Genomic DNA, 20,925 nt, shown 5'->3' on the forward strand with positions numbered 1-20,925 from the left:
AATAATATTACCACACGGCAGAAATAAAGACAAGTATAAAATCCGAAATAGAAGAATATATATGCTTCGCACTATAAATTCCCCTTCTAGTTCTCGCTGAAACGGTACCGTCCTGTTAAGGACGACATAGCGTTTCTACTTGTTTAGAGTGGCAGCATATCCCTTTTCTTCGCTTTGACCTTGCAATCCTTGCAGAGTCCGACCACACTTCCGTTATCCTGGGCATAAAAAACCAGCTTGCCGTTTTTCTTCTTACAGGAAGAACAAAGCTGATCTGCAGCATTCTGCTTAGCTTTGCGGTGCCCTTCCATAGATATTACGTTGCTGGCTTTAACCGTTCTTGGTGCCTCAGGCTGCTCCCTGTTCATCCGGTTGCGGGAAATTACATAAACAACTGCACCAACCAACAAAATAATGAAGACCGCCGCATATTGCATTTGGCTCATCCGCTCCTCTGACTTCATCAGTCAAAATAGTAAACAGACCTGGTTCCGCCTTACCTTCTATGCCGGTCTGTTCCAGCTGCCAGGATTGATTATTCCGGTCTTTAGATCTAACGCTAGTTTAACATATTGCTTCATCAAAATGTAGTCAACAGGCTTACTGGACTATGGTCCAGTACAGCAACCCGCCGCCAGCCCGTTATCCATATATTTTCCATAATATATAATATTAAATATACATAAGCAAATCACTAACCTTCAGGAGGGTATATATATTGAAGAAAAATCACAACACCGCAATTATTGCAGCAGTAGCCGTCTTCTCCATCGCTTTACTGGCAGGATGCAAGGAGCTTCCCGGCAAAGAGGCGGCAGATCATCAGCTGGAGCAGCGTCTGTCCGGAAGCTTCCAGCAGGAAGCCGCAGAGGCGGTTAAGCAGAGCATCGGCAAGGCAACCGTCACGCTAGGAGATGCAGTCCAGACGACAACGGAAAGGATTGAACAAAAGATTAATGATGAGGGTATCAGCAGAGAATTCTCCACCTCCCTGCCGGCAGGTTCAGCCTCTGAATTTAAGCTTGATAATGTTCTGGGTGAAGTCAGCTTAGTTCCCGCTTCCGGGGACGAGATTGTTGTCAAAGCCACCATTGTTGTCCATGATCGTTCGTATAACGCCGCCTCCGAGGTACTTGACCACGCTGAAGTATCGATTGAACATAAAAGTGGCGTGCTGACCGTTTCCACTCACGGAGAGGATAGCCCGAAGAAGAATCTTTGGGACTGGTCACAGAAGGAATACGGGCATTCAGACTTCAGTATTAATTATGTAGTTGAGCTTCCGGATACAGTGAACTATGTTGAGATCAATAATAATGTAGGCTCCACACAGCTCCGCGGTCTGCAGGGTACCTTTGATATCGTCAGCAATGTCGGAAGCATCATCCTTCAGGATACTGTTTTCACAGGCAAATCTTCTATTAAGTCTAATACAGGAAGTATCGAGCTTGGTATATCCGGAATGGATAGCGGCAGCAGTCTTAAGGCGACAAGCGATATAGGTAAAATATCCGCCGATCTCGCCAGTTCAGTTCAATGTACTGTGGAAGCTGAGAGTGAGCTGGGGCATATAACCGGTGCTGCAGGCGGCAAGCAGGATTATAACGGCGGCGGTCCGCTGGTAACGCTAACTACCCAGATTGGAGCAATATCCGTTAATAATTAGAAAAGTGGGCGTTCCTGTTTTCCAGGAGCCCACTTTTTTTTAAATTGTGCTCTTATCAGATCAGCGCAATGGCCAGCAATGTAAACAGGCTGAGTGTAAGGATTTCGCTGCCATAGCCGAAGTACCCTCCATAATAATTCCCCGAGCCTCCCGGATAAAATGCCGAAGTTTTCATTTTGCCGTTGCCTTTTGTTTTCAGGTACACATTGTTCTGGTCCACATCTACAATAATTCCTTCATGACGTTTGCCGTCATTGGTCATAATACGCACCCGCTTATTTTTGCAATGGAGACAGTTATAATAAGCTTCCATCTGCTGATTCCTCCTCAATCGTGTTTCTGTATCTTATGACGGGAGGGATAAGCCGGTAACGGCAATCGCCACGCGGCAAATGTCTATAATTATTTTAGCTGTGAAATCAAGAACTTGTGAACATTGTGTATCATTTTTCGAAGAAAAGGGGTATTATTAAGATAATAATACGAATTGAAGCGCTTACGATTGTGAACAATAATCTACAATTCATAAGGAGGCAGGAATCATGAGCACAGCAGGCAGACGTTTCATTAATGAAGGAGTACTTCGTATCGCCTGGTTCATCATATTCACATCGCTCACCTACACGGTGCGCAATTACACTTGGGCTATTGTACTGCTTATGGTTGTTGCTGTATATTCGCTGGTCACCGGGATCATCATGCTTACCCGCCAGGATAGGGACAGGGGCAGAGCTTAACCGGCGTTATTCGTATAAAAGTTAAAAACACTTCCACAGAGCTTACGGCCCTGACGGAAGTGTTTTTTGATCGGAGTAACAGGATTCGAACCTGCGGCCTCATCCACCCCAAGGATGCGCGCTACCTGGCTGCGCTATACCCCGACATCTATGTATGCCTGCCTTCGAAATAAGATACGCGCCTTCTTTTAACATTATGCCGGAAAGCGGTTACTTCCTGGTTATATTTTATATATACCGCAGAAGTACATTATATATTTATTTTAAACTATTATTCAAATTTTATGGATTTTTCATATAAGCTATGCTATACTCTTGGCACAAGGAAAGGAGGTGCGTTCACATCAAGCATGACATGCTGAACGTATCCCTTACCCGGACCAACGGCTGAATCACTGGCCCTGGTGGCGCGGGATACGGATCAAAGTAACAAACTAGCGCCTCGGGTAGAAAGACCGTCTACGGACGGTCTTTTTTTATGGGATCAGAACGTAGACGGGTTTGTTTATGTCTATAGATCTGTTTCTCTACACTCCATCACGAAATAAATAACCGCTAAAGCCAGCGTACCTTAGGTCCGTCTGTCTTTAGCGGTTATTTGTGTGCTCTGCTACAGTATCACTGAGCCTATGGAACCTGCTGCCAGGGTCTTGTTCATTCCTTGAGTTAGAGGATTACGATTTACGATTCTTATAGAAATCAATAATATCGCTTACTGTGCGGAGCGGCTCCGCCTCCTTGTGGACAGTGTCCACGGCTGGCTTGAAGGGTTCATGCGTATTCGTAGTCACTTTCAGTCATTCCTTTCGATAATTAAGCTAGCTGCGTCTAAAGCTGCATGTATGATCGCGGCACCTCTATTCATTACCCTAAAAAAAGGGCATTAACGCACATCCGCTCTTATTTTTGTGTGAATCTTCTGTGTCTGCTAATTTATTCTATGGATTTGATCAGTCTCCACTTCTCAGCACATAGCAAAAAACGCCTCCCTAACGTAATATACGTTAAAAAGACGCTATCTATGACTCTTCTCCGGGCCCAAATTTCATTTATTTGTTATTCAGGCTTGTCTGCTCCTGCAGCCGCTTCAGTGTCAGCTTGTCTTTCGCAGAAAGCTCTGCTGTCTCCAGCAGGTCCGGTCTGCGCTCAAGTGTGCGCTGCAGCGCCTGCTCACGCCGCCACACCTCAATGTTGGCATGATGTCCGCTCAGAAGCATATCCGGCACTTTCCAGCCGCGGAATTCTGCAGGACGGGTATAATGCGGATATTCCAGCAGCCCCGTGCTGAAGGAGTCGGTTACTGCAGAGGTCTCGTTACCCAGCGCCCCCGGCTGCAGCCGCACTACCGAGTCAATGACGGTCAGGGCAGGCAATTCACCGCCGGTCAGTACATAGTCGCCAATCGATAGCTCGTCCGTCACCAGATGCTCGCGGATCCGCTCATCATAGCCTTCATAATGGCCGCAGATGAAGATGAGATGCTGCTCCTGCGCCAGCTCCTCGGCGATCTGCTGATTATACGTCTGGCCCTGCGGACACATGAGAATAATCCGCGGCTTCACCGGCGGGTCTATAGCGGATTCAGCCGTACCTGCTTCAGCGCTGGTCTCGGCCAGCACATGCTCTACCGCCGCAAAGATCGGGTCTGGCTTAAGCACCATCCCTCCGCCTCCGCCATACGGCGTATCATCCACGCTGTTATGCTTGTTTCCTGAGAAATCACGGAAGTTCACCGCATTCAGTGATACGATGCCTTTGTCACGGGCTTTGCCGAGTATGCTTGTGCCGAATACACCTTCACACATTTCCGGAAAGAGTGTCAGCACATCAATCCGGATCATGGAAGCAGCCCCTCCATAATGTGCACCGTGATTTTTTTGGCCTCGATATCTACGTCAAGCACTACATCATTGATGACCGGAATCAGAATATCCTGGCCTTTGGCCGGCTTCACCACCCAGACATCATTGGCACCCGGCTGCAGAATCTCCGTGATTGTACCCAGCGGCTGGCTGGCGTCTTCATCGGTGTACACTTCACAGCCAACGATTTGGTGGAAATAATATTCATTCTCCGGCAGTTCCACCAGGTCATCGCTTGGCACTTTAAGCATACTGCCCTTATATTTCTCAACCTCATTAATATTGGTATAGCCCTTCAGCTTGGCTATATACATACCTTTGTGTTCTTTCGCGGATTCTACCGTCACCTCGAATCTCGGGCTTCCGTCCGCCGGAATCAGCAGCAGCTTTTTGCCGGGTGCAAAGCGCACTTCTGGGAAATCGGTATGCGACAGGATTTTGACCTCTCCGCGGATACCGTGGGTATTCACCAGTCTGCCTACTGTTAACTCTTCCGTCATGTGATCCTCTCCTTTGACAAGTTTCGAATATCTATATATTTCAACAAAAAGGAGCCGGGATATACTATCCCTAGCCCCTCATTGTACGCACACTTAAGATAAAATATCTACGGTAACGCGTTTATCGCTCTTGACTGCTGCAGATGTAACTACGGTACGAAGCGCTTTGGCGATCCGCCCCTGCTTGCCGATGACCTTACCGACATCATCAGGATGTACGGAGAGCTCATAGACAATCAGGTGATCCTTCTCCACGGTCCGTACGGTCACATCCTCTGGATGATCCACTAAAGCCTTAGCAATAACACCAACTAATTCTTCCATAGAGGACCCTCGCAATCAGTCATTATTTCTGTTGCTTCAGCTCATGGAACTTCTTCATCACGCCAGCCTTAGAAAGCAGGTTGCGGACGGTATCAGATGCTTGTGCACCTGTTTGAAGCCATTTAAGAGCTTTTTCCTCATCAATCTTAACGACTGCCGGTACTTCAATCGGATTATAATAACCGATTTCCTCGATAAAACGACCGTCACGAGGGGACCGGGAATCGGAAACCACTACACGGTAGAAAGGCGCTTTATGTGCTCCCATTCTTTTCAAACGAATACGTACTGCCACGAAATTCACCTCCTTATAAGAATATCGGAATTATTATTAACCTTTGGGACAAACCTTTTTCGATCCCTCCCAAACCCTCCCTTCCAAGGGAGGGCCCCAAGGGCTCTGCCCTCTGGACACCCGTCTAAGTGCAACTAGCGTAGGCGTTCAGACTGGCGGGACCTGGAGTTGTTCGGGGTAAGACCGCTTTTCCTCCCTGCGGGATACGCTTAACTGCGGCGTTACCTTGATACAGGGAAGAGATTTAAGGACTACGTCAAAAGATTAAGATCAAAACCATTCTCGATCATCTGATGTTGTACTATATCTGATCTATGGTAAACCATAAAGGATAAGAAACTTAAAAAATCAAAGATTAGAGACTAGAGATCAACGGAAAGGGAACTTCATACCGCCCTTGCCGCCAAGGCCTTTAAGCTGCTTCATGGCGTTCTTCTTGCCGCCCTTGCCTCCGCCGCCCATCATGCCGGAGAACTGCTTCATCATCTTGCGCATTTCATCGAACTGCTTGATGAGCCGGTTAACCTCGGCGACGTTGGTACCGCTGCCGGCAGCGATACGCTTGCGGCGGTTGTGGTTGATGATCTCAGGCTGGGCTTTCTCGGCCTTGGTCATGGAATGAACAATGGCTTCGACGCGTCCCATCTGCTTATCGTCAACCTTCAGATCCTTCATGCCCTTGGCTTTGTTCATGCCAGGCAGCATATCAAGAATCTGGTCGATCGGGCCAAGCTTCTTGACCTGATCCATCTGCTCCAGGAAATCATCGAACGTAAATTCCGCATTACGCATCTTACGTTCCATTTCCTTCGCTTTCTCGGTATCGATATTGGCCTGAGCCTTCTCGATCAGCGACAGCATGTCGCCCATGCCGAGTATCCGCGATGCCATACGTTCCGGATGGAACGGCTCCAGCGCGTCGATCTTCTCGCCAAGAGCGGCGAATTTGATCGGGCAGCCGGTTACGGCCTTAACGGACAACGCGGCACCACCACGGGTGTCACCATCAAGCTTCGTCAGCACTACGCCAGTAAGCTCCAGCTGCTTGTTGAAGCTGTCAGCCACATTCACGGCATCCTGACCGGTCATGGCATCGACTACAAGCAGCACTTCGTCAGGAGTTACGACGTTATGTATCTGCTTCAGCTCTTCCATCAGCTCTTCATCAATATGCAGGCGGCCTGCAGTATCGATAATGACATAATCGAGGTTATTGTCCTTCGCATGCTGAACACCTTGTCTGGCGATTTCCACCGGACTTGTCTGATCACCCAGCGAGAAGACCGGAACCTTGATTTGCTCTCCCAGCACCTGCAGCTGCTTGATCGCCGCAGGACGGTAGATGTCAGCCGCTACGAGCAGCGGGCGGTGATTGCCCTTCTGCAGCAGCTTCGCCAGCTTACCCGAAGTGGTTGTCTTACCCGCACCTTGCAGACCCGTCATCATAATGACGGTCGGCGGCTTGTTCGACTTCGCCAGCTTCGCCTGGCTTCCGCCCATCAGCTCAGTCAGTTCCTTGTTAACGATGTCGATAATGACCATGCCTGGCGTGAAGCTGTCCATCACTTCCTTGCCGACGGACTTCTCTTTCACCTTGGACACGAAGTCCTTGACGACTTTGAAGTTAACATCGGCTTCCAGAAGGGCCAGCCGCACTTCGCGCATGGCTTCGTTTACGTCTTCTTCGGATACTTTCCCTTTGCCGCGCAGTTTGCTGAACACATTCTGCAATCTTCCGGTTAAACCTTCAAATGCCATATGCGGCTTGCTCCCTTCATGCTACTCTAATCTCTGCAAACGATCCACGATGTCCGTGAACCGCAGTTTATATTGCTCAGGCAGCATCCCATTGTCCGGCAGTCTGCGCAGTTCTTCTAAATATCTGTTGCGGTCTTCATGCTTGGACAGCAGTCCAAGCTTCTCTTCATAATTCTCAAGAACTTGCTCCGCCCGCTTAATATGCTCATACACAGCTTGACGGCTGATTTCAAATTCCGCAGCAATCTCTCCCAGGGAGAAATCATCGTGGAAATAATATTTGAGAAACGTTTGCTGCTTGTCAGTAAGCAGCCGTTCGTAGAAAGCAAATAGCAGGTTGATCCGGTTGGTTTTCTCGAGCCTATTCTCCTGACTCATTAAGGGCACTCCCTTCGTCAAGGAAAAACACTTTACAGCTTCACAACGTCCCTTATGATACCGAAAACAAAGAAAGATGTCAAGCCTTTTTGCTTGTCATCTTTTTCTTTGCCCGAAACCGGCATTTCGGAGGTAAATTCCGGCCTGCTTAGTGAATCGGCAGGATGTATAAGAATACAACGAAGAAGTGAAGAATCGTCCCTGCAAGCACGAACAAATGCCAGATGGCATGATGGTACGGGAAGCCGCGCCACACATAAAAAACTGTGCCAAGCGTGTACAGCAGACCGCCTACCATCAACAGAGTCATGCCGCCGCTGGCTACAACCTCAGACAGAGGGCTCCAGGCGATCACGATCATCCAGCCCATGGCGATGTAGAATATGGTCGACATGAACAGGAACTTTTTGACGAAAAACGCTTTGAAAAAGACGCCGAATACCGCTACTCCCCAGGCGATTCCGAATAAAGTCCAGCCCAGCGGCCCCCGGATCGCCACCAGCATAAAAGGTGTATACGTTCCGGCGATAAACAAATAAATTGAAGAGTGGTCGAGGAATTCAAAGAAGTCCTTCGCCTTGCCGTCCCTGAGACTATGCACCATTGTTGAATTAAAATACAGCAACAGCATAGTTACCCCATATATGGAGAAACTGACAACATGCCAGGCCGTACCATTCTGGACAGCATATACGACCAGCAGAACCAGAGCAGCAATACTTAATACTGCACCAATCCCGTGTGTAATCGCGTTCGCAACCTCTTCCTTGCGGCTGTAAGTGTGAGTATTAGCCATCCCACTATTCCTTCCATTTGCGGTTTCCTTCTATTATAGCTCCTTCCCTGAGGTCCTTCCAGCTTACGGCAGCCGCAAGGATTACTTCTCCGGTTACAGCTTGTACAGGTCAGTGTACTTCGCTTCCAGATAATCCGCCAGATAATCCGGGTTCAGCGGTTCCCCTGTTACCTGCTCGATAATCTGCGAGGGTGTCAGGCTCTGACCGTAGCGGTAGATTTTGTCGGTAAGCCATTCTTTGATCGGCAGCAGGTTCCCGGCAGCAATCAGCTCCTCGAACTCCGGCAGCTCCTTGCGCAGCGTATTCAGCATTTGGGCCGCGTACATGTTGCCCAGTGAATAAGAAGCGAAATATCCGAAGTCTCCTCCCGACCAGTGAACATCCTGCAGTACGCCAAGCGCATCCGTAGGAGGGGTTATACCGAGATATTCCTGATACTTCGCGTTCCAGGTCTTCGGCAGATCCTTCACTTCAAGCCCTTCGTTGAAAATAAGCTTCTCGATTTCGTAGCGTACAATAATATGCAGGTTATAAGTCAGCTCATCGGCTTCGATGCGGATGAAGGAATTGCCTACACTGTTGATGGCGCGGTAGAAATCCTCCATTTCCACATTAGCAAGCTGTTCCGGGAAATGCTGCTGCAGATCGCCGTAGTAACGCTGCCAGAAGGCCCGGCTGCGGCCGATCATATTCTCCCATAGTCTGGACTGGGACTCGTGAATCCCCATGGATGCGCCTTGAGCCAGCGGTGTACCGATAATCTTTTCACCGAAATTCTGCTCGTACAGGGCATGTCCGCCCTCATGCAATGAGCTGAAGATCGAGCTCGTCACATTATCCAGCAAATAGTTTGTTGTGATGCGTACATCGCCGGGATTCAGGCCCGTAGCGAACGGATGTACACTTTCATCCAGACGTCCTGCCTCAAAGTCGTAGCCCATTTGCTCAAGCAGGAAGAGGCCGAACTTCTCCTGCTGCTCTTTGGGGAAAATCTGACTCAGGAATTCCGTATCCGGCTTGTTCGGCGACGCGCTGATCGCTTCGGCAAGAGGAACAAGACGGCTGCGCAGACGGCTGAAGATGTCGTCCACTTTGGCCACCGTCAGATCCGGTTCATACATATCCAGCAGCGTATCATAACGTGAGCCTTCTACTCCCCAATAATCGATGAACTCCTGTTTGAACTCAACAATCTTGGTCAGGTAAGGCTCGAAGGAGGCAAAATCATTGTTATCCTTGGCTTCTTCCCAGATGGTCTGGGCATGGGCGGTCAGGACAGAGTACTCCTCGAATTTTTTGGAAGGAATGCTCTTACTGCGGCTGTACTCTTTGCGGGTATCCTTCACGATCTTGTTCTCATTATCGCTTAACTGGCTCATCACTTCCGGACGGCTGAAGAATTCGGTAAAAGCACCGATCTCCTCCGATACCTGCAGTTTGAACGCTTCTGCACTCAGCATGCCAAGCGTAGCTGATCGCATCTCCACACCTTTACGCGGCGCACCTGTACGCAAATCCCAGCCCAGGAGCCCAATAGCTTCATAATAGCCTCTGATTTTGGATAATAGCTCTTTAAATTTATCCCATTCTTCTTTGACCAATTGTTCCATTGGTTGAGCACCTGCCCTTGTCTAATTTATCCACTCCTCTTGATGATACTTTTATTAATGGCTATAATCAAATTCAGAATAGACATCTTCAATTTGAAATACTTATATTCTAATGAATACCGTGAACCCGGGGAATTCTGATTACTGACTTTAAGTTCGCGGCAAGAAGATGTAGAATGAATAACAACTTATTGCGTAAGCTTCCCAAGGGGGAGCTGTACGAGGGGATTTCAGAAGAAGTCTATTATCATTTAACTTTGAGGAGGCAGCATGCTCATGAGTCAGGTCACAGAAATTATGAAATTTAACAAGCATTTTGTTGAGGAAAAAGAATACGAAGCCTATCTGACCAGCCGCTTTCCGGATAAAAAAATGCTGATCATCACCTGCATGGATACCCGGTTAGTTGAGCTTCTGCCCAAAGCGATGAATTTCAAGAACGGCGATGTCAAAATCATCAAAAATGCCGGAGCCGTCATCTCCCAGCCGTTCGGAAGCGTAATGCGCAGCGTAATGGTTGCGCTGTATGAGCTGGATGCGGATGAAGTTATCGTCGTCGGGCATTATGAATGCGGCATGGCCTCCCTGAATGCGGACCGGATGATCAATTCTATTAAGGAACGCGGCGTTTCGGAGCAGGTGCTCGATACTTTGGAGAATTCGGGAATTAAGCTGACCAAATGGCTGCGCGGGTTTGACAATGTGGAGGAAGGGGTAATTCAGACTGTGGAGCTGATCAAGCGCCATCCCTTACTCCCCCCAAACGTACCTATTCACGGCATGATCATCGATCCGGCAACCGGAGCGCTTGAGCTTGTCTCGGATGGATACGCGGAGCATAAGGCAACTCTCTGAAACTGCTGTTTGCGTGGATCCTGGATCCACGCACTTTTTTTTGCCTGCCGGAACCTTGAAGCCAGTTAACATTTCTATTTGTGATTATTAAAAATTGAAACCTCCTGAGGATAACCTGCGTATTACCGGGCAGACACACAGAAACTAATGTGAACAAGACGGATGCTAATCGTTAAAAGAATGGTTTTGTCCGCTGCAGATTCTGGAATGTCTGTATTTACCACACTTCTGGGAGGTTCTCGTACTAAATGAAATCAATGAAACGTGTAATGATGATCGTCATGGCCTTCACTCTGTTCTTTGCCGTAACTGCTCCTGACTTTGCAGATGCCCGCCGTGGCGGCGGCTTCAAATCGGGTAGCCGGGGATTCACCACTACCCCGAAGAAATCAACAACAAACAATGTGAAACAAAGTGATAGCACCAAAGGCACCACAGCCGGAAGTACAACGAATGCAAACCGCGGATTCTTCAGCGGCGGCAGCCTGATGAAAGGCCTGATGATCGGCGGGATCGCCGGCTTCCTCTTCGGCGGAATGTTCTCCGGCATGGGCGCTTTCGGCAATATCATCGGCCTCTTTATTAACATGCTGGCCATTTATCTTGTCGTTATGATGATCATGTCCTTCTTCCGGCGCAGACAGGAACGGCGCAGAATGCAGGAAAGAGACGGGCGCTACTAATGAGTGTTACCGTACTCAGTATGGACGAGATTATCAATGCAATCTGCCTGCATATGGCTGAACGCAAAGCTGTACGGGTGGAGGAAGTCCGGGTGGAGCTTAGCTGGGATGAAGACACCGGTTACACCGCAGAGGTCTGGGTTCAGGGCCGCAGCCAGTTCCTGGTCGAATCCAATTTGATTGAATCGATTCTGCGTTATCTGCACAGCGAATACGGTATCCGCGCTTACCGTGAAAATGTACGCCTGGAGCTGGACGAAGAAATCACCGCTGTTGTCACTATGTAAAACTCATACGCCGTCCGCTGATGCATTCAGCGGGCGGTTTTTTTGTGCTGGCGGGTTGGGATTGGGGTTGGGGTTGGGGTTCGCGCTGAAGCTTGATTTGGGACTAAGTGGAAAAACAGCATCTATTACTGGCGAAGTCATTATTATCGCCGGAATAGTTGGAAAAACAACACTTAATGATATGCAAAATCGTAATTATCGGAATATGTGTTGAATTAAGTGCCTTATTTCCATCTACAGTCTGCAAAAAGCATGAGACGTGAGTAATAAGTGCCTTATTTCCAACTATCATTGCTCTGGAGAGAAATCCCGAGACTTCTGTTATCAGCGAATCAGTGAGCATGCACCTTTCATTTTTCTTTCAGGAACAGCTGGTATATTATCTCAGAACATTTGCTTGCCGGAGAAGTCACAGCTAATGACGCAGGGTATGAGCGAAGCTTGATGGCACTGCAAAAGCTCACAAACTGAGAGTCTATAGCCCTGAAGCAACTTTGTACGAATACATATATTCAGGCTTGGGCTCACATTATGTCTAGGAGGACCAGAGATCATGTCGAGATTAACAAAATGCCTGTGCACAGGCATGCTGCTGTCTGCACTGCTCTTGTCAGGCTGCGGCAACAAGGCGCAGGAAGAGACTATTCCGGTAGCCAGTCCGGATAGTGCAGAAACTACCGCTGTCCAGAGCTTCACCGGAAAAATCATCAGCATCAGCGGAAACGAAATTACGCTCTATAAGGCTCAATCAGGCGGTATCCAAGAGCCCGGAGTTGCTGAAGCTGATCCGGCCGGGGTGGATACGGCGGGTAGCGGGAACAGTGCTGGGGAAAGTTCTTCGGCTGGGAGTACTAGTGGTACAACTGGCGGGAGTAGTAATGCTGCAACTTCGGCGGCGGACGGGAGTACTGGTGGTACAGCTGGCAGTAACACGGGTAGCGGGAGTAATGCGGCAGATGAAGTGGACGGTTCTGCCGCAGGTGAGGGTGAGGCCGGTGGCGCAGGCAGCAGTACTTCTTCGCCCGCTCTCCAGTTTACTGACGAGACAGTGGTTATTACAGTGGATGAGAATACGGAATACGTGGTCAAGTCCGGCACCGGAGAAACCGGCTCCTCTTCTGAAGCAGCTGCCGGTGCTTTGACTCTGGCAGATCTGCAAGCAGGTGACGTCCTTACAGTCACGCTGACCGAAGGTACGTTAACTGCTTCAAGGATTGAGCTGCAGAGCGGATTTGTTGCCGGTGGGGGCGGGCTGACGGCGGCGCCGGATGCCAGCGCCAGCCCTCTCCCGCTGCCCGGCCCGGGAGATGACGTGAAGCCGCAGCAGACTCCGGCTGGGCACCCGGACGGACAGGCTGCCCCGCCGCAGGACGGCAAGGCGGGCGAACGGCCCGCCGGAGGCCCAGACGGCGGGCCTGCAGGCGGAGCACCCGGGGGCGACGCGCCTGCGGGTGCCAGAGGCGGAGCAGCGGGCGGCGCTGCTCCGGGCAGTGCTGGCGGCGCTCCCGCAGGCGCGCCGGACAAGCCGGGGGCTGCCGCGGGCGCGAAGCCGGCAGCAACCCCGGCCGCTGGCGCGAAGCCTGCGGCCAGCACTTCCCCTGCGCCCAGCGCCAGCGCGGGCGCTAGCAGCAAGCCTGCCGCGGACGCGAAGCCCGCGGCAACTCCGGCAGCTGGCGCGAAGCCAGCTGCCGCAGATGGTGGTGGCAGCGGCGGGAGGACTCCCGGCGCCGCCATGAGCTTCGGCAAGATCAAGAGTATCAGCGGCAGCAAGATTACTCTGTATACAGCCGAAGCGCCATCCGCTGCTCCGCAGGATGGAGCAGCGGACGCGGGAGGCCCGCAAGGTGCGGAGCCTTCGGGCAGACCAAGCGCCGAGCCGGGAGCCGGAGGCGGCCAGGGCAGTGGCGGTCAAGGCGGCAGGCCCCAGAGACAGGGCGGCGCGCAGATGAGCTTCTCGGAAGAGACCACCGTTATTACGGTGACATCGGATACGAAGCTTATCTCTATTACTTTTACCGATGGCAAGCGTACAGAGGCTACGATCGCCTTGTCCACGCTCAAGGCAGGCGACATCATCCAGTACACGCTGAAATCAGGCACAGCTCAAGCCGATAGCATCAGCCTCAGCAGCGGTGATTCCGGCAGCAAATAAGTAATACTGCCGGGAACTTCGCAGCATTCCACCCTGCAGGCTCCAGCCTGACCTCACATCAGGTTCTGCGCTGAAGCCGGTCAGCAGCACTTCAACTGCCAGATAAATCATCCGGCAGCTTATTACATGCAGCACCCGCACAAAGCATGGGGCTGCAGAAACCGCATCACAAAACCGGATCGGCAAGATGCTGATCCGGTTATTTTTGCATGAGCAGGTTATTCCCTCTACTTACTCTACTTATTACAATAGCCGCAGCGGTCAAGCACGCATCCGGGCAACTCTCCGGCCCGCACCCGGCTCAGATTAACGAAATTGCCAGCAGTTCGAATAATACCAGCGGCAGGATGACATTATTATTCACCGGCCCCGGATACGGATAACCTGGACCTGGATAAGGCTTGTAATACGGATTGTAGTATCCGCGTCCCGTTTCTGTAGTTATAGTCACCGTGAGGTACAGATGTTTGCTGTCCATGCCGGCAATGGTGCCTTCATGCATCTGTCCATCGATGGTCTGTACCTTCACATTATGGTTCAAATAAGGCTTGCAGGACTGGTGCAGAGAATCGCGGACACCGTGCAGATGCTGGACCACCGCAGGGTCAGCCTGATAGATAACCGCTGTTTGCGGGCCACTATGATATGTCGACATGAATGTTTAACCTCCGTATGAATGGATTTGCTACATTCTATGCACATGCCCAGCCCAGGGTGCCTAGCCCGCTGCCATCCTCCACCCCGCTTGCTGTAATTCCTCCGCCTCTATACAAAAGCAAACTAAAAAGCCGTACACCGGAAAGTCCTTGTATACGGCTTAGTTATTCAATTATTCTCCATTAAATCTGCTGCAGCAGCCTAAAAAGCAACGCCGATTCCGCCCTGTCCTGCATATGTACCCATCACAGGTCCCATGGTGGACAGCAGAATTTCTTTGAAGGGATGCTTCTCCAGAATACGCTCCTTAATTTCCAGCGCCAGCATCTCGCAATTGCTATGGACGATGGCGATGACCGCCTGTTCATAATCATGCTGCTTCTGATCCAGCTTGGCCAGCAGATGACTCAGTGCCTTAGGAAGTCCCCGGGTCTTCTCGACCACTTCAACAGTTCCCTCATCGCTGATCTTCAGCAGCAGCTTAATGTTCAGTACAGAAGCCACGGCACCGGAGATCCGGCTCAGCCGCCCGCCTTTGATCACATTCTCCAGAGTATCCAGTGTGAAATAAGCGGTGGTCTCTTCAACCTTGTGCATCACTTTATCTTTCAATTCAGCCAGACTTGCTGCCGTCAGCGACCATTTCGCTGCCATAGCCACAATCAGTGTCAGTCCGCCTGAAAAAAGCTTAGAATCTATAATTTCAATCGCATTCGGATGTCCTTCTTCCTCGTACATCTCCTTGGCAATCATTGCGGTCTGATAAGTACTGCTGATATTGGAGGACATGCAAATGACCATAATGTCAGTGCCTGCTTCCACTTGTTTGAAATTGTCCAGGAATACCTGCGGACTTGGGCTAGCTGTAGTCGGCAATTCCTTCGCTTCATGCATCTTCGCATAAAAAGTCTTCGCGTCCGTATCATAAGGCATGAGTTCATGTCCGAAATGAACCGGCAAATGGACAATAGAAATGTCGTACTGCTCTACGTAATCTGGGGGTAAATCGGAACCGCTATCCGTTATAATCTTGATGGGCATCAGAGTGCTCTCCTTTCAATTCTATACTAGTATAGTCACCTTTTATGTAAACCAATAGTACAATTTATAACTTGTCAAAAGCGTTTTTTTGTGCTTAGTGCTATTTTTCACAGCTCAGCAGACTATTCTGCCTGAAGGATTGTTACTCTCTGCGACTATTAATAGCTGCATCAGGTTCTTTCTTAACTTCCCGTCTTATGATATGGTTTATGCATAAGTGAATAGAAATGGAGTGTAACGATGAGCAAGAACAAAGTGTGGAACAGAGGCAAACATAATGGTGCCGGCCTGTCCAAAAAGACCCCCGCTAACGTAGAATCCGAAGGTACAGCAGAGACGGCTGCGGCAGAGAGCATCAGTGCTGAGGAAACTCCGAATCCGCGGATTGATACGGTGAAACCGATGAACCGCAGCAATTGGGTATCCAGACCCGCCCGCGTGAAGCCGCAGAACCCTGAACGCAATAAGTAGCTTGCCCTTAATGGGCAGCAGCTGAACATTACCGCATCCAAAAAAAGAGGAGCCGCATACCTTACGCGGCTCCTCTTTTATCATACAACGCACATTCTTAGCTGGTTCTCTAAGTGCAGCTGCTACAGATTCAAGCTTCGCATACTTTGCTCCGGATAACGCATGCCGGAGGCAGCCCCTTGAGGCGCAGCCTCATCAATCTGCTGCAGCTCCTCAGCGGTCAGCTCTATGTCCAGTGCACCTACGTTCTCTTCCAGATACTTCGTCCGTTTCGTTCCCGGGATCGGCACGATGTCCTCCCCTTGCTTCAGCAGCCAGGCCAGCGCAAGCTGAGAGGGCTCGCAGCCCTTCCCGGCAGCAATCTGCTTGATACGTTCCACCAGATCCAGATTCTTCTTGAAATTATCCCCCTGGAAACGGGGGGAGTTGCGGCGGTAATCATCCTCGGCCAGATCCTCGAAGCTCTGAATCTGCCCGGTCAGGAAACCGCGCCCCAGAGGACTGTACGGAACGAAGCCAATGCCCAGCTCGCGGACAAGCGGCAGAATTTCGTCCTCCACCTCACGGCTCCACAGGGAATATTCGGTCTGCAGCGCCGTTACCGGATGAATGGCATGAGCGCGGCGGATGGTAGTGGGCCCTGCCTCAGACAGCCCTATGTAGCGGATTTTGCCTGCTGCAACGAGATCGGCCATCGCACCAACGGTTTCTTCAATTGGCGTGTTCGGATCTACCCTGTGCTGATAGTATAGATCAATATGATCTACGCCAAGCCGCAGGAGACTGGCGTCGCAAGCCGACTTCACATATTCCGGACGGCCATTTATGCCGAGCATCTGCCCTTCCGGACTGCGTACATTGCCGAATTTGGTCGCCAGCACAAGATCGTTCCGTTTGCCTTTGACAGCTTTGCCGACCAGCTCTTCATTCCGTCCCACACCATACATATCTGCCGTATCCAGAAAAGTAACTCCCAGGTCCATGGCCCGGTGAATCGTGCGGATGGACTCCGCTTCATCCCGGCCGCTATAGAAATCGGACATCCCCATGCAGCCGAGTCCAAGTGCAGACACCTGCAGTTTACCGCCTAGCATTCTAGTATTCATTCCCTGCTTCCGCCTCCCGATTTGAAATTGATACCTTGTCTGCCCTGATCATACCACAGTCAAATTCCAATATCATTTACGGCACCTTTAGAGCAAACCTTCCGGCAAATGCCCGTTGCGCTCCAGAATAGCCTGCATCATCGCAAGCGTATCCGGCTGCAGCGGAATACCAGTAGTTCTATACAGCTGGAGCCAGCGCAGACAAGCCAGCGCCTCGAATAGTTCAAGCTCTGCTGCAGTGTAACTGCTCTTTGCAAGAAATGCTGAACGGTAGACTTCTGCATAATGCTCCCCCGCATAGACCCGGATAATTAGAATAGACCACGCTATATCATATCTCGGATCGCCCAGCTGGACATTCGTCCAGTCTATAATGGTGTAGGCTCCGGCTGCCTCCAGGATATTGCCCGCATGATAGTCTCCATGGATCAGATGATGCGAGGTTATTCCAGCCTTGTCCGCCAGCCCTAGCGCCAGCCTTCTGATCTCAGGCTGACCTCCCCACTCCGGGAAGAAGTAATCTGCGAAATCATATGCGGGTACTTCTATACCGCTTATGGAATCAATTGGAAGCCTATGTATATCCAGCAGATTTTCTGCTATGGCTGTAAGAACGGAGGTATTCGCTTCCGTGAGAGGCACACCGTCAAAGCTGGTTAACAGCACCTGATTGTCCCCGGGGTCCAAGCCCCAGGCATAAGGCAGCGAAACCGCACGGCCCTGCCGGTACATCTGCTCCAGCACTTTATATTGGATAGAGATATCCGGGCGGGAATCCCGGTTCCATATTTTGAACACAAGCTCTGTATCCGGCAGTGTAACTCTGTATACCTCGGCTTCTAGCCCGCCCTCTAGCGGGGTTATGACCGCCGCATCTGCCCTTTGCAGAATCGCCTCATATTCCGCACTTTGCTCTTTCCAGCGGATATTGCTTAGAACATTATTCATGGTTATGAATCTTCCTTTCCGTTGACTGATTCTTGTTCGCTTGTCATTATGCAGCTGCTGTCAATCCAATTGCTTGTATTCTAGGCACTTTCCTCAGATACCTGAATAATATAAACCAATTAAACCATACAACGGATAAATGAGGGAAGCTATATGGAACATTGGATCAGAGTCGAACCGAACGTGAAGATTTATGTTAATGATATCAACCCGCTGGGCAGCAGAACGATTCTCTTCGTCCATGGCTGGCCTGCTAACCACCAGATGTTCGAATATCAGTACAACCAGCTGGTGCCTATGGGCTACCGTTGCATCGGGATGGACATGCGGGGATTCGGCAATTCGGATAAACCGCTGGGCCGGTACGATTATAACCGCTTAGCTGATGATATCCGCTGTGTGATCGGGGCACTCGGACTGCAGGATATTATACTCGGCGGACACTCAACCGGCGGAGCCGTGGCGATCCGATATATGACCCGGCACCAGGGATATGGTGTCTCCAAGCTTGCGCTATTCGCTTCGGCAGCCCCCAGTCTGATTCAGCGGCCGGGCTTCCCTTACGGGACGACCAGAGAAGCTATTGAGCAGATCATTGAGGCTACCTATAAGGACCGGCCCAAGATGCTGCATGATTTCGGCGATATATTTTTCTATCAAAAAGTATCCCAGCCGTTCTCAGACTGGTTCTTCCAATTAGGGCTTGAGGCCGCAAGCTGGTCTACCATCGCTGTCTCCAAGGCTTGGCTCGAGGAAGAGTTGTTTAATGACCTCCCACGGATACAGGTGCCTACGCTGATTCTGCACGGTATTCATGATCAGGTATGCTTCTTCCCGCTGGCCGAGGCACAGCATCAAGGTATCCGCAATTCGGTACTGATCCCCTTCGAGAATAGCGGACACGGATTATTCTATGACGAACGCGACAAATTCAACCTGGAGCTGTCCCGGTTCGCCAAGTAATCATCCGCCATATAACAACAGCCGTTTCTTTGCGGAAGCAAAAAAACGGCTGTTTAGTCATTTTACATTTTAAATCACGTATCCGTTAGTTCATCCTTAATCCTTCTGTATACAACCTTACAGCTCCAGCGTCTCACCATAGCCAAGCGCCGAGCCTCTGATTCCCGCTTCTTCCAGCGCCTGAACGAAAGCACCTGCATCCTGACGGATCGGCGGGAAGGTATTGTAGTGTACCGGAAGTACATGTCTCGCTCCCAGCCACTTAGCGGCGATGAGTGCATGCTCAGGCCCCATGGTGAAATGTCCGCCGATCGGCAGAATAGCCAGATCAATCTCGTACAGCTCCCCGAACATTTTCAGGTCTCCGAACAGTCCGGTGTCCCCTGCATGCAGAATGGTGCGTCCCTCAGCTTCAATAATGAAGCCCGCAGGCGTCCCGCCGTAGATACTCTGTCCATCTTCAAGTGTAATACTTGAGGTGTGGAAGGCATGGATCATCGTCGCTTTGGCAAAACCAAGAACCACCGTCCCCCCGATGTTCATGCCAATCGTCTGGGCGCCCTTACCCTCCAGGTAGGAGGCTAACTCCACAATAGCTACAATCGGAACATTATTACTTTTGGCAATCGGCGCGGCATCCAGAATGTGATCCATATGGGCATGAGTCAGCAGCACCGCATCTGTCTTAATATCTTCAACCTTCGTCACCGCTGCAGCATTGCCGCTAATGAAAGGATCGATAATCAGCGATTTGCCGCCCACCTCGATTTGAACACAGGAATGGCCATGGTAGATAATTTTCATTGATTTTCTCTCCTCTTCGCTGTTAATTTCAATGGGCCTTCAGGGATTGAAATCGTGCAAAAACCCAAAGTTTACGTTACAATGACACCAAGCTGCTCTGAAACCAGACATGCTAGTGAATTTTTACAATATAACAAATTATAATACGTTCGTTAGTTTTTATGATATATTCATTTCTGCCAGCTGTCAAGAGAGGTGTGAAGAACATTGCTGTCCGTTGAGAAAACCATGCTGTTCCTGTTGTCCAAGGTGGAGCAGATGGGCGCCCAGCAGTTTGTTGAGATTTACGAGCAAAGGGGGTACACCTCCACCTATATCCGCAATGCCCTGTCCCGTCTGAAAAAAGAAGGCTATATCGCTTCCCCGTCACGCTCCTGGTACAACGTTACTGCCGAGGGCCTCGCCTACATTAAGGCGATTAACAGCAAGCCCGCCCGGTATCAGGAGCAGTGGGATCACACCTGGGATGTGGTCATGCTGGAGGTTCCTGAGTCTGAACGCAAGAAGCGCGACCAGTTCCGTACGGCGCTCGGCCAGCTGGGCTATGGTCTTCTATATAACAGTGTGTACATTTCACCATGGAACTATCGCGATGAAGTCGCAGCATATATCCAGAAGCTGGAGCTGGAAGGCAAGGTGTCCATCCTGCAAGGCCAATTCCAGGAAGGCTCCATTACGCCACAGAAAGCACAAGCGATCTGGCAGCTGGATGAAATCGAAGCCTTATATCAGAAGAAATCGGACTGGCTGCAGGAGGAGTATGTTCCGTCCTTGCTGGAGGCACTTCAGGCGGGGCAGCCTCTACAGCTATTCCTGCTATATTTGCAGATGGGTGAGGAATTAAGCGGGCTGTTTATGGCCGATCCCTATCTCCCGGATGAGCTGCTGCCGGACCATTGGCCGGGTAAAGTGATCATCGCCGCAATGAACGAGCATATGCGTAGAGCCGCACAGGCCATTCCTGCGGATTCTTTCTATGCCCCTTTCGTCAGATAAGATGATCTTGGAAGAATGCTTAACACAAAGAGCAG

The 20,925-nt window shown here is 50.4% G+C and carries 24 protein-coding genes and 1 tRNA gene; 9 read left to right on the forward strand and 16 right to left on the reverse strand.

Annotation, left to right across the window (positions count from 1 at the left end):
* Positions 1–143 precede the first annotated feature (143 nt).
* Entirely contained in the window at positions 144–446 is a 303-nt protein-coding gene (locus tag GC101_RS03610; protein WP_152679912.1) for a hypothetical protein, read from the reverse strand.
* Between the two features lie 272 nt (positions 447–718).
* Between GC101_RS03610 and GC101_RS03615 the strand changes: the two genes are divergently transcribed.
* Complete coding sequence (locus GC101_RS03615) at positions 719–1,666, forward strand: hypothetical protein (protein WP_171716107.1); 948 nt, start codon at positions 719–721, stop codon at positions 1,664–1,666.
* Between the two features lie 55 nt (positions 1,667–1,721).
* Here the strand turns inward: GC101_RS03615 and GC101_RS03620 are convergent, their stop codons facing one another.
* Positions 1,722–1,979, reverse strand: coding sequence for an LSm family protein (locus tag GC101_RS03620; protein WP_171716108.1), 258 nt, complete (start codon positions 1,977–1,979; stop codon positions 1,722–1,724).
* A gap of 229 nt (positions 1,980–2,208) precedes the next feature.
* On the opposite strand from GC101_RS03620, the gene GC101_RS03625 reads away from it, so the two are divergent.
* Positions 2,209–2,403 carry a hypothetical protein gene (locus tag GC101_RS03625; RefSeq protein WP_039309369.1) on the forward strand — a complete coding sequence of 65 codons (195 nt, stop codon included), beginning with the start codon at positions 2,209–2,211 and terminating at the stop codon, positions 2,401–2,403.
* Between the two features lie 70 nt (positions 2,404–2,473).
* Here the strand turns inward: GC101_RS03625 and GC101_RS03630 are convergent.
* The 9 genes from GC101_RS03630 to GC101_RS03670 form a co-directional block, all read right to left on the reverse strand.
* Positions 2,474–2,547: transfer RNA gene (locus tag GC101_RS03630), tRNA-Pro, on the reverse strand.
* Between the two features lie 905 nt (positions 2,548–3,452).
* A complete protein-coding gene (gene trmD, locus GC101_RS03635; RefSeq protein ID WP_171716285.1) occupies positions 3,453–4,241 on the reverse strand; it encodes a tRNA (guanosine(37)-N1)-methyltransferase TrmD in 789 nt (262 codons plus the stop codon).
* Positions 4,241–4,765: a ribosome maturation factor RimM gene (gene rimM, locus GC101_RS03640; protein WP_042237185.1), complete on the reverse strand. Its 525-nt coding sequence runs from the start codon at positions 4,763–4,765 to the stop codon at positions 4,241–4,243. Before rimM ends, trmD begins: the two co-directional genes overlap by 1 nt.
* Positions 4,766–4,858: 93 nt before the next feature.
* Positions 4,859–5,089, reverse strand: a complete 231-nt coding sequence (locus GC101_RS03645; protein WP_019910364.1) for a KH domain-containing protein — start codon at positions 5,087–5,089, stop codon at positions 4,859–4,861.
* Between the two features lie 22 nt (positions 5,090–5,111).
* Complete coding sequence (gene rpsP, locus GC101_RS03650; protein ID WP_019910363.1) at positions 5,112–5,384, reverse strand: 30S ribosomal protein S16; 273 nt, start codon at positions 5,382–5,384, stop codon at positions 5,112–5,114.
* Positions 5,385–5,753: 369 nt separating this feature from the next.
* Positions 5,754–7,142 carry a signal recognition particle protein gene (ffh, locus tag GC101_RS03655; protein WP_042138192.1) on the reverse strand — a complete coding sequence of 463 codons (1,389 nt, stop codon included), beginning with the start codon at positions 7,140–7,142 and terminating at the stop codon, positions 5,754–5,756.
* Positions 7,143–7,163: 21 nt separating this feature from the next.
* On the reverse strand, positions 7,164–7,520 hold the full coding sequence (locus GC101_RS03660) for a putative DNA-binding protein (RefSeq protein ID WP_039309377.1): 357 nt from the start codon (positions 7,518–7,520) through the stop codon (positions 7,164–7,166).
* A 148-nt stretch (positions 7,521–7,668) separates the two neighbouring features.
* On the reverse strand, positions 7,669–8,316 hold the full coding sequence (gene trhA, locus GC101_RS03665) for a PAQR family membrane homeostasis protein TrhA (RefSeq protein WP_039309379.1): 648 nt from the start codon (positions 8,314–8,316) through the stop codon (positions 7,669–7,671).
* 93 nt (positions 8,317–8,409) lie between these two features.
* Complete coding sequence (locus GC101_RS03670; RefSeq protein WP_171716109.1) at positions 8,410–9,927, reverse strand: carboxypeptidase M32; 1,518 nt, start codon at positions 9,925–9,927, stop codon at positions 8,410–8,412.
* Positions 9,928–10,203: 276 nt separating this feature from the next.
* On the opposite strand from GC101_RS03670, the gene GC101_RS03675 reads away from it, so the two are divergent.
* The 4 genes from GC101_RS03675 (at position 10,204) to GC101_RS03690 (ending at position 13,904) form a co-directional block, all read left to right on the forward strand.
* Positions 10,204–10,782 carry a beta-class carbonic anhydrase gene (locus GC101_RS03675; protein ID WP_039309384.1) on the forward strand — a complete coding sequence of 193 codons (579 nt, stop codon included), beginning with the start codon at positions 10,204–10,206 and terminating at the stop codon, positions 10,780–10,782.
* A 257-nt stretch (positions 10,783–11,039) separates the two neighbouring features.
* Positions 11,040–11,465 (forward strand): membrane protein, encoded by a 426-nt coding sequence (locus GC101_RS03680; RefSeq protein ID WP_039309423.1) that lies wholly within the window; start codon positions 11,040–11,042, stop codon positions 11,463–11,465.
* On the forward strand, positions 11,465–11,752 hold the full coding sequence (locus GC101_RS03685; RefSeq protein ID WP_039309385.1) for a YxcD family protein: 288 nt from the start codon (positions 11,465–11,467) through the stop codon (positions 11,750–11,752). The genes GC101_RS03680 and GC101_RS03685 overlap by 1 nt, the downstream gene beginning before the upstream one ends.
* 553 nt (positions 11,753–12,305) lie before the next feature.
* Positions 12,306–13,904, forward strand: coding sequence for a hypothetical protein (locus tag GC101_RS03690; protein WP_171716110.1), 1,599 nt, complete (start codon positions 12,306–12,308; stop codon positions 13,902–13,904).
* 301 nt (positions 13,905–14,205) lie between these two features.
* Here the strand turns inward: GC101_RS03690 and GC101_RS03695 are convergent, their stop codons facing one another.
* Both GC101_RS03695 and GC101_RS03700 read right to left on the reverse strand, forming a co-directional pair.
* Positions 14,206–14,559 carry a hypothetical protein gene (locus tag GC101_RS03695; RefSeq protein ID WP_042138203.1) on the reverse strand — a complete coding sequence of 118 codons (354 nt, stop codon included), beginning with the start codon at positions 14,557–14,559 and terminating at the stop codon, positions 14,206–14,208.
* Positions 14,560–14,762: 203 nt separating this feature from the next.
* Positions 14,763–15,602, reverse strand: a complete 840-nt coding sequence (locus GC101_RS03700; protein ID WP_171716111.1) for a DegV family protein — start codon at positions 15,600–15,602, stop codon at positions 14,763–14,765.
* Between the two features lie 240 nt (positions 15,603–15,842).
* On the opposite strand from GC101_RS03700, the gene GC101_RS03705 reads away from it, so the two are divergent.
* Positions 15,843–16,073, forward strand: a complete 231-nt coding sequence (locus GC101_RS03705; protein WP_171716112.1) for a hypothetical protein — start codon at positions 15,843–15,845, stop codon at positions 16,071–16,073.
* A 122-nt stretch (positions 16,074–16,195) separates the two neighbouring features.
* Here the strand turns inward: GC101_RS03705 and GC101_RS03710 are convergent, their stop codons facing one another.
* Positions 16,196–17,179 carry an aldo/keto reductase gene (locus tag GC101_RS03710; protein ID WP_171716113.1) on the reverse strand — a complete coding sequence of 328 codons (984 nt, stop codon included), beginning with the start codon at positions 17,177–17,179 and terminating at the stop codon, positions 16,196–16,198.
* A gap of 87 nt (positions 17,180–17,266) precedes the next feature.
* A complete protein-coding gene (locus GC101_RS03715) occupies positions 17,267–18,127 on the reverse strand; it encodes an aminoglycoside phosphotransferase family protein (RefSeq protein WP_171716114.1) in 861 nt (286 codons plus the stop codon).
* A 153-nt stretch (positions 18,128–18,280) separates the two neighbouring features.
* On the opposite strand from GC101_RS03715, the gene GC101_RS03720 reads away from it, so the two are divergent.
* Complete coding sequence (locus GC101_RS03720; RefSeq protein WP_171716115.1) at positions 18,281–19,090, forward strand: alpha/beta fold hydrolase; 810 nt, start codon at positions 18,281–18,283, stop codon at positions 19,088–19,090.
* 117 nt (positions 19,091–19,207) lie between these two features.
* Here GC101_RS03720 and GC101_RS03725 read toward each other — a convergent pair whose 3' ends face one another.
* Positions 19,208–19,894, reverse strand: coding sequence for a metal-dependent hydrolase (locus GC101_RS03725; protein WP_171716116.1), 687 nt, complete (start codon positions 19,892–19,894; stop codon positions 19,208–19,210).
* Between the two features lie 207 nt (positions 19,895–20,101).
* Here GC101_RS03725 and GC101_RS03730 point away from each other — a divergent pair, with 207 nt between their 5' ends.
* Positions 20,102–20,890: a PaaX family transcriptional regulator C-terminal domain-containing protein gene (locus GC101_RS03730; protein WP_171716117.1), complete on the forward strand. Its 789-nt coding sequence runs from the start codon at positions 20,102–20,104 to the stop codon at positions 20,888–20,890.
* Positions 20,891–20,925 lie beyond the last annotated feature (35 nt).

Source organism: Paenibacillus phytohabitans (assembly GCF_013141775.1).
Lineage (GTDB): Bacteria > Bacillota > Bacilli > Paenibacillales > Paenibacillaceae > Paenibacillus_AQ > Paenibacillus_AQ phytohabitans.